Genomic DNA, 8,580 nt, shown 5'->3' with positions numbered 1-8,580 from the left:
GTCCCGCGTTCTCGAAGAAGCGTGAATCCGGCATGGCCCTCATCGTCCCGACCCGCCCCGGGAGGCCCGGGGTCCTACTGCCTGCGAGGGGGTTGCGCAGGCGCCGCGGCAGCCGGCGGCGCAGCAGCCTGATCGAGGCGCTCGCGATCAAAGGCGAACTGGGTGATCTTCGCGTTGAGGCCGGTCACCACGGCGGGCGTGATGTCCATGGCCGGATTGGCGAGGACCACAGAGTCGCGCTGGATCAGGACGCTGCAACGGGCCTGCTGGTAGGCCGAGCGGATCACAGGCTCCAGCTCTTCCCCGACCCGGCCAAGGGCCTTCTGCTGGGTCGCCTGAAGCTCGCGCTCGCGCAGCTGGGCCTTGCGCTGCAGGGCCGCCGCGCGGACCTGCAGGCTGGCGTTCCGCTGGTCGAAGGCGCCCTGGTCGAGGGTCGCCTTCTGTGTATCGAGGGTCCTGGCCTCGTTCTGGATCGCCGTCTGCTCCGAGGTGAGCTCCGTCTGGACCTGCTGGGTGATCTGCTGCAGGCGCGTCTGGACATACCGGCCCACCGTCGATCCGCCGATCGCCCCGTCCAGGGACAGGACGCAGAGCCCCGCTATGGGCGCTCCGTGATTGACCGGCGGCGGCGCGGGCGGGGTCTGGGCGACGGCGGTGGTCGCTGCGGCGAGGGCCGCTGCAGTCAGGAAGATGGGGAGTTTCATGAACTGAAGGCCTCAGAATCTGGTGGTTTGCGAGAAGCGGAAGGTTTCGACCCTGTCGTAATCCTCGCGCTGGAGAATATGGCTGAAGTCGAAGCGGATGGGCCCCATGGGAGAGCGCCAGAAGACGGAAAGGCCGGCGGAGGCGCGGGGCGACAGGTCGTCGAAGATTCCAGGGATTGGCCTCCCGTCCGACCCGATCTTGACCTTGTCATTGAGAAGGCCGAGCGTTCCGACGTCGGTGAACACGGAGGCCCGGATCCCATACTGCTGCGGGATGAAGGTCGGTATCGTCAGCTCCGCCGATCCAATGGCGAACGCCTCGCCGCCCAGGGCGTCCGAGCGGCCAAAGCTGATGTCACGGGGGCCGATGCCGGCGACCCGGAAGCCCCGGAAGCTGTTCCCGCCCTTGTAGAAGCGATCATTGATCCGGATGACGTCGCCGCCAAAGCCGGCGATGTAGCCAGCGCTGCCGGAAAGGCTGAGCACGAAGTCCTTGTTGAAGCCGTAGTACCAGCCGCCTTCCAGCTCGGTGCGCAGGTACCTGACGTCCCCTCCAAGCCCCGCGAAGTCCTGCGCCCCGCTGACGAAGAACCCGCGCGTCGGCCGGACGGGATCATTCCTCTGGTCAAGAGTCACCTGATAGCCGAGCAGGGAGGTCACATAACGGCCGCGCTGGTCGCACAGGGTCTGGGAAACCTGCTGCTGTGACGGATCGCAGAAGATGTCCGGAACCTGCACGTCATCCTCCCGGAGGACATAGCGCATGGTCATGAAGGCGTTGGTCGTGAGCGGGAAGCCGATCCTCAGGTTTCCGCCCAGAGAGGTGGTCTTGTAGGAGGAGAACTCGGAGAGGTCGTAGACAAAGTAATAGAGATCCCCGCCCGCCCGGAGATTACGGTCCATGAACCGGGGTTCGGTGAAGGAGAAGTCGAGCTGCTGCCGGAAGGATCCCCATGAGACCCGCGCGCGCGCATCCTGACCGCGCCCGCGGAAATTCCTCTGGGTCACGCCGAGATCGATCATCAGCTGGTCAACCGACGAATACCCGGCGCTGAAGGTCAGTTCACCCGTCGGCTGCTCCTCGACCCGGACGAGGAGATCCGTCCGGTCCTGGCTGGCGGTGGGCGTCTCCTCGATCGTGACTTCCTTGAAGAACCCGAGGGCCTTGAGGTTGTTCTCCGAGCGGTCGACAAGGGCGCGGTTGTAGGCGTCGCCTTCCACAAGGTTGAGTTCCCGGCGGATCACATGGTCGAGGGTCTGGGTATTGCCGACGATGTCGATCCGGTTGACGTAGACCCGGGGCCCCTCGTTGACCTGAAAGACCACGTCGACGGTCCGCTTGGCCGGGTCGGCCACGTAGCGGGGACGGACATCCACAGCGGCAAAGCCGGCGGCGCCTGCGGCGAAGGTCAGGGCGTCGGTGGCGGTTTCGATCTGCTCGTCTTCGTACAGGTCGCCGCTGCGAATGGGTACGAGCTGGGTGAGAACGGCGGTATCCAGCTTCTTGAGCTCGGTCTCGACCGAGATCTTTCCGAAGCGGTACTGGGGCCCTTCCTCCAGGGTGTAGGTCACCGCGAAGCCGTTACGGGCCGGAGACAGCTCCGCCACCGCCGAGATCACCCGGAAATCATAGAAGCCGCGGTTCCGGTAATGCTTGCGGAGCTGCTCCTTGTCGAACTCGAGGCGGTCGGGATCGTAGTTGGCGTTGTTCGAGAAGAACCGGTACCAGGCGGTCTCTTCGGTGACGACGACATCGCGCAGGTCGTTGTCCGAGAACTCGACATTGCCGAGGAAGTTGACGCCCAGGATCCCGCTCTTCTGGCCCTCGTTGATTTCGAAGATCAGGTCGACCCGCTTCTGCGGCAGCTCGACGATCTTGGGCGTCACGGCGGCGGCGATCCGGCCGGACCGACGGTAGAGTTCGATGATCCGCTGGACGTCCGCCTGGACCTTGGCGCGGGTGAAGATGCCCCTGGGGCGGACGGTGACTTCATCGCGGAGCTTGTCTTCCCTGAGACCCCGGTTCCCCTCGAAAACGACGCGGTTGATGATCGGATTCTCGACCACCTGGATGGTCAGGTCGCCATCGACAAGGGCCACACGGACATCCGAGAAGAGATCGGTCCTGAACAAGGCCTTGAGCGCCAGGTCGATGCGCGCCGGATCGACCGTGTCACCGACACCGATCGGCAGATAGGACAGGATGGTCGACTGCTCGATCCGCTCATTACCCGCGACGATGACACGCTGGACCACGCCCTGCTGGACGGCAGGCTGGGACCGGGCGGGCGCCGGGGCGAGCATGGCGCCTCCGGCCAGGAGGATGGCGAGCCCTGAAACGAAGGCTGCGCTGCGGGCGCGTCGAAATTGCATTGTCAGGGCCATCACCGGGAGAAAGCGCGTGATCAGGAGAGCAAACCGCCTAAGAACTGGAAGACCTGCAGGCGCTGCAAATCATTCCAGGTGGCGAACAACATCAAAGCCAGCACCAGCGCAAGGCCTACGCGGTATCCGAACGCCTGCACGCTCGCCGCCAGCGGCCTCCGGGCCACGGCTTCATAGGCGTAGAAGAGAAGATGACCCCCGTCGAGGACAGGGATGGGCAGCAGATTCATGAAGCCGATCCCGACGGACAGCACGGCGGCGAGGGCGACCAGGTTCACGCCGGCGTAGAGGAATTTCCGGCCGAGATCCGGCGCGGCCTCGGCGCCCGCCTTGGCGATCTGGCCTGACATCTGCGCGATTCCGAGAGGCCCGTTCAACTGCTCGGCCGACATCTGGCCGGTGACCATTCGTCCAAGGGCGTAGACGCTGGTCGTGAGAACGCGCCAGGACCGCTCCACGCCCTTTGCAACGGACTCCAGGGGGCCGAAGGCCTGATGCACGACCTCACCTGTGGGCGCGAGGCCCAGCCGGCCCACCCGGGGAGCGCCAGGCGCCGCTTCCATCCGCCGCCACTCCGGAGTGGCCGTCAGGCGTACGGTCCGCCCGTCACGCTCAAGGACGAAGTCCGTGGCGACGGCGCCCCGCACCTGGATGACCTCGATCAGGTCCTGGAAGGAACCGATCCGGCGACCGGCGGCTTCGATCACGAGGTCGCCCTTCTGAAAGCCGGCGGCTTCCGCGACGCTGCCGGGCTCCACCATGCCGATGCGCGGCGCCAGGGTGCGCTCGCCGATCGTCATGAGCAGGACGGCGAAGAGGAAGATCGCCAGAAGGAAGTTCGCGGCGGGCCCCGCCGCCGTCACAAAGGCCCGCTGCCAGACGGGCTTGAAATGATACTGCCGGGCGAGCGCCTCCGGGCCGTCCCGCGCGAGGATCTCCGCCTTCATGGCCTCGAGCCCGGCTGCGTCCGGCACGCTGGCGACGTTAGGATCGCCGGCGAACATCACGTATCCGCCCAGCGGGATCCAGCCGACCCGCCACTCCACACCGGAACGGTCCCGCCTTGCGAAGATCGGCCGGCCAAAGCCGATCGAAAACCGCTCGACGGCCACGCCGCACGCCCGAGCCGCGAGGAAATGGCCGAGCTCATGCACCACCACGACCAGGGCGAGGACGAGGATGAAGGGCGTCAGATGCCAGAGGAACTCAATCACGACGTTCATGGTCAGGCGGCTCCCCCGGAAGGCCGCAGGGCGGAGACAGCGGCTTGGGCCAGCCGGCGACCCGCCTGGTCGACGCGCCGCGCCTGCTCCAGCAAATCGTCAGCCATGAGGTCCGCCATGTCGTCTCCCAGGTTTTCAGAACCCGCCTTATCCAGGGTTTCCGACACGATTGCGGCAATATCGAGATAGCCGATACGACGGTCAAGGAAGGCCGCCACCGCGACCTCATTGGCGGCGTTGAGCAAGCCGGGCGCCGGCCCGCCCGCGCGCAGCGCCTGCCGGGCCAGGCCGAGGGCGGGGAAACGGTTTTCATCCGGGGGCTCGAAGGTCAGTCGGCCAAGGCTTCCGAGGTCAAGACGGGGGGCCGGCCAGGCCACCCGGTCGGGCCAGGCGAGCGCCACGGCGATGGGCGTGCGCATGTCCGGAGCGCCGAGCTGGGCCAGGCTGGAGCCATCGGCGTATTCGACCAGGCTGTGCAGGATCGACTCGGGGTGGATCACCACATCAATCCGGTCCGGCTCCATTCCGAAGAGATAGGCCGCCTCGATCATCTCGAGGCCCTTGTTCATCATGGTCGCGGAATCGATGGAGATCTTGGGGCCCATGTCCCAGTTCGGATGGGCCAGGGCCTCCTCCGGGGTCGCCGCGGACATCCGCTCGGACGACCAGGTCCTGAAGGGGCCGCCCGAAGCGGTCAGCACCAGACGGGACACCTGGGAGGCCTGGGTCGGATCCAGGGTCTGGAAGATGGCGGAGTGTTCGGAATCGACGGGAATGACCGCCCCCCCCGAGAGCCGGGCCCGGCGCAGAAGAGCGGGGCCGGAGCACACCAGGCTCTCCTTGTTGGCCAGGGCGACAACCGCACCGGACTCCACCGCCGCCAAGGTTGGCGCAAGGCCTGCAAACCCCACTATGGCCGACATCACCCAGTCGGCCTGAAGGGCCGCAGCCGTCCGGACAGCCCCCTCCCCCGCCTCCACGGCGATACCGGTCCCCCGCAGACGTCGCGCCAGTTCCTCCACGCCCTCCGGATCGGCGATGACCGCGACTTCGGGCCGCCACTTCAGAGCCTGCTCGGCCAGCAGGCTCACATTCCGGCCGCCGGTCAGGGCGCGGACCCTGACGGGCCCTCCGAGGGTGCCCAGCAGATCCAGCGTGGAGACGCCGACTGATCCTGTAGACCCCAGAACCGAGACGGTCCGCGGGAGGCTCAATGTCCCCATCCCAGATGATTCACGAGGCGGAAGATGGACAGGACCACGACCACGAACATCAGCCCGTCAACGCGGTCCAGGAGGCCGCCATGGCCTGGGATCAGGGTCCCGGAGTCCTTCACGCCGAACCGGCGCTTCAGCATGGATTCCCACAGATCGCCGGCCATGCCCGCCAGCCCGCCGCAGAGACCCGCCAGGACCGCAGCCCAGGGATTGAGCTTGAAGACGGGAAGCGCCGCCAGGGCGACCGCCGCCAGGGCCGCGGCCAGGAGACCCGCCAGGAAACCGGACCAGGTCTTGTTGGGCGAGAACCGCGGCCAGAGCTTCGGCCCGCCGACGAGGTTCCCGATGAGGTAGGCGGCGACATCGGCGGTCCAGGCCACGGCGAAGGCCATGAACACCCACCAGCGCCCCTCCGGCATGGCGCGAAGCCAGATCAGGCAGACGGCGGCCGCGCCGATGTAGAACACCCCGAGGGCGGCGTTCCCCGGGCGCTCCGCCACACCCCGGGCGACGATCGCCGCCAGAAGGCCGCCTCCGGCCAGAACACCCCAGGCGATGAACATGTTGTCCCGCTGGGCGAAGAAGATGGCCGTCAGGATGGCGGCGCAGACCGCAGTGGAAACCCGCACCCTGCCCGCGGGCGCCGACATCCGTCCCCACTCGACGGACAGCCTCGCGACAGCGGCGACCACCATCAGCAGAAACGGCCAGGCCGCCTGACCCGGCCCCATCTCGAACCAGACAGCGGCGAGAGCCGCCGGCAGGAGGATCGCCGCCGACAGCGCCCGCAGGGCGAGGTTCGACCAGTCGAAGCCCCTAACCGGCGACAAGGACGTCATCTGAGACGACTCCCCCGAAACGGCGATCCCGGGCGCGGAAGGTGCGGATGGCCTCGCTCAGGCAGCCAGAGTCATAATCCGGCCAGAGGACATCCTGGAACACCAGTTCGGCATAGGCGGCCTCCCAGAGAAGGAAGTTGGAGAGCCTCTGTTCGCCGGAGGGGCGGATGATGAGGTCGGGAGGGGGAAGCCCCGCCGTCGAAAGCGTCTGGCTGAAGACCCGCTCGTCGATCGCCGAGGGCTCCAGTCGCCCGGCTGCGACCTCCTGCGCCAGACGCCGTGCGGCGTCGGCGATATCCGCCTGCCCGCCATAGTTGAACGCGATCTGCAGAAAGAACCTGTCGTTCCCGGCGGTCCTGTGCTCAGCCTCCTCCAGGAGGGCGACGAGGTCCTGGCTGAGGCCGTCCCTGCGCCCCAGGGCGCGGACCCGCACGCCCTCGCGCTCCAGGCGCTTGAGGTCCGCTTTGAAGTACCGCTTGGGAAGGGCCATCAATTCGGCCACTTCCGCGGCGGGGCGGCTCCAGTTCTCCGTGGAAAAGCCGAAGACGGTGAGCCAGCGGATTCCCAGGCCTGGCGCGGCCTCCACGATGCGCCGGAGCGCCTCGACGCCGGCGCGATGCCCCAGGGTGCGGGGCAGGCCGCGCTTGTGCGCCCAACGGCCGTTCCCGTCCATGACAATCGCCACGTGAAGGGGCGCGCCTGCCGGAGCCCCTTCGGCCCCTGGCGCGGCCGGTTCTGTGGATGTCTTGGACCGGTCGGCCATTTCCCCTCCGCAGGCCTCAGGGCTAGACCTGCATGATCTCTTGTTCCTTGGTTTTCAAGGCCTCGTCGACCCGCTTGACCGCCTCGTCGGTCATCTTCTGGATCTCCGACTCCATCCGCTTCTGCTCGTCCTGGCTGATGACGGAGTCCTTCTCGGCCTTCTTCAGGTCGTCGTTGGCCTCACGCCGGACATTGCGGATCGCCACGCGCTGCTGTTCGGCGTACTTGGCCGCGATCTTGGCGAGATCACGCCGGCGCTCCTCGGTCAGGGGCGGGATCGGAATCCGGAGGGTCTGTCCTTCCACCACCGGGTTCAGACCGAGGCCCGAGGCGCGGATCGCTTTCTCGGCCGACACGACCACGCCGCGGTCCCAGACATTGACGCTGATGGAACGGGGCTCGGGAACCGTGATGGCCGCCACCTGGTTCAGCGGCGTGGTGGCGCCGTAGGCCTCGACCATGATCTGGTCCAGCAGGCTCGCCGAGGCGCGGCCTGTGCGCAGGCTGGCGAACTCTTCCTTCAGGGCGGAGACCGCCTTGTCCATGCGGTCGCGGTAGCGGGACAGTTGGGGCTTTTCGGCAGGCATGACGCGTTCCCGTTCTGCGTTCAGTTGATGGTGGTGAAGACACCCTGGCCGGTGAGGACCTTCATGAAGTTGCCCGGCTCGCGGATGGAAAAGACCACGATGGGAATCTGGTTGTCGCGCATCAGGGCGATCGCCGAGGCGTCCATGACCTTGAGGTCCTGGGCCAGGACGTCGTGGTAGCTCAGCTGCTCGTACCGGCGCGCGGCGGGGTCCTTCTTGGGGTCGGCGGTGTAGACGCCGTCGACGCTCGTGCCCTTGAAGAGGGCGTCGCAGCCCATCTCCGCCGACCGCAGGGCGGCCGGTGTGTCGGTGGTGAAGAAGGGTGCGCCCAGGCCGGCGGCGAAGATCACCACCCTGCCCTTCTCAAGGTGCCGGAGGGCCCGGCGGCGGATGTAGGGCTCGCAGACCGCGTCCATGGGAATGGCGGACTGCACGCGCGTATCGACCCCGGCCTTCTCCAGGGCCCCCTGCAGGGCTAGGGCGTTCATCACCGTGGCCAGCATGCCCATGTAGTCGGCGCTGGCGCGCTCCATGCCCCGCCCCGCGAGGGAGACGCCCCGGAAGATATTGCCGCCGCCGACGACCAGGCAGACCTCAACCCCGGCGTCCACCACCTCCTTGATATCGGCCGCCACGCGGTCGAGGGTCGCGGTGTCGATGCCGAAGAGGGAATCCCCCATCAGCACCTCTCCGGACATTTTCAGGAGGATCTTCCGGAATCGGGGCTTTGGTGCGGTCATGGGCCGATCCGTCAGGCTGGGCCCGCTCTGGGGTGGGCGGGGAATCTCGGAGGAGTTTACATAAAACGGGGGCGTGGCGCGCGTCGAACGCACCACGCCCCCGAAAGACAGGCGCTGAAGGGC

The 8,580-nt window shown here is 67.2% G+C and carries 8 protein-coding genes; all 8 read right to left on the bottom strand.

The genetic code is table 11. From position 1 onward, the window contains the following. Positions 1 to 74: 74 nt before the first annotated feature. Genes INE98_RS11285 through pyrH form a run of 8 tightly spaced genes read right to left on the bottom strand, consistent with a single transcriptional unit; the run spans position 75 to position 8,457 of the window. Positions 75 to 704 (bottom strand): OmpH family outer membrane protein, encoded by a 630-nt coding sequence (locus INE98_RS11285; protein WP_293539030.1) that lies wholly within the window; start codon positions 702 to 704, stop codon positions 75 to 77. Positions 705 to 716: 12 nt separating this feature from the next. Next, positions 717 to 3,077 (bottom strand): outer membrane protein assembly factor BamA, encoded by a 2,361-nt coding sequence (gene bamA, locus INE98_RS11280; protein ID WP_293539029.1) that lies wholly within the window; start codon positions 3,075 to 3,077, stop codon positions 717 to 719. Positions 3,078 to 3,109: 32 nt separating this feature from the next. Further along, a complete protein-coding gene (gene rseP / locus INE98_RS11275; RefSeq protein WP_293539028.1) occupies positions 3,110 to 4,312 on the bottom strand; it encodes an RIP metalloprotease RseP in 1,203 nt (400 codons plus the stop codon). Positions 4,313 to 4,314: 2 nt separating this feature from the next. Then, positions 4,315 to 5,535: a 1-deoxy-D-xylulose-5-phosphate reductoisomerase gene (gene dxr / locus INE98_RS11270; protein ID WP_293539027.1), complete on the bottom strand. Its 1,221-nt coding sequence runs from the start codon at positions 5,533 to 5,535 to the stop codon at positions 4,315 to 4,317. Continuing rightward, positions 5,523 to 6,368, bottom strand: a complete 846-nt coding sequence (locus INE98_RS11265; RefSeq protein ID WP_293539026.1) for a phosphatidate cytidylyltransferase — start codon at positions 6,366 to 6,368, stop codon at positions 5,523 to 5,525. The genes dxr and INE98_RS11265 overlap by 13 nt, the downstream gene beginning before the upstream one ends. Next, the gene (uppS, locus tag INE98_RS11260) at positions 6,346 to 7,131 is read right to left on the bottom strand and encodes a polyprenyl diphosphate synthase (RefSeq protein ID WP_293539025.1); all 786 of its coding nucleotides are present in this window, start codon (positions 7,129 to 7,131) and stop codon (positions 6,346 to 6,348) included. The genes INE98_RS11265 and uppS overlap by 23 nt, the downstream gene beginning before the upstream one ends. A gap of 22 nt (positions 7,132 to 7,153) precedes the next feature. After that, complete coding sequence (frr, locus tag INE98_RS11255) at positions 7,154 to 7,717, bottom strand: ribosome recycling factor (protein WP_293539024.1); 564 nt, start codon at positions 7,715 to 7,717, stop codon at positions 7,154 to 7,156. Positions 7,718 to 7,737: 20 nt separating this feature from the next. Beyond that, positions 7,738 to 8,457: a UMP kinase gene (gene pyrH / locus INE98_RS11250; protein ID WP_293539031.1), complete on the bottom strand. Its 720-nt coding sequence runs from the start codon at positions 8,455 to 8,457 to the stop codon at positions 7,738 to 7,740. Positions 8,458 to 8,580: the final 123 nt, after the last annotated feature.

The organism is Phenylobacterium sp. (genome assembly GCF_020253645.1).
Taxonomy (GTDB): Bacteria; Pseudomonadota; Alphaproteobacteria; order Caulobacterales; family Caulobacteraceae; genus Phenylobacterium.
Note: the sequence above shows the minus strand (reverse complement) of the source record. Positions and strands in the feature narration are given on the sequence as shown.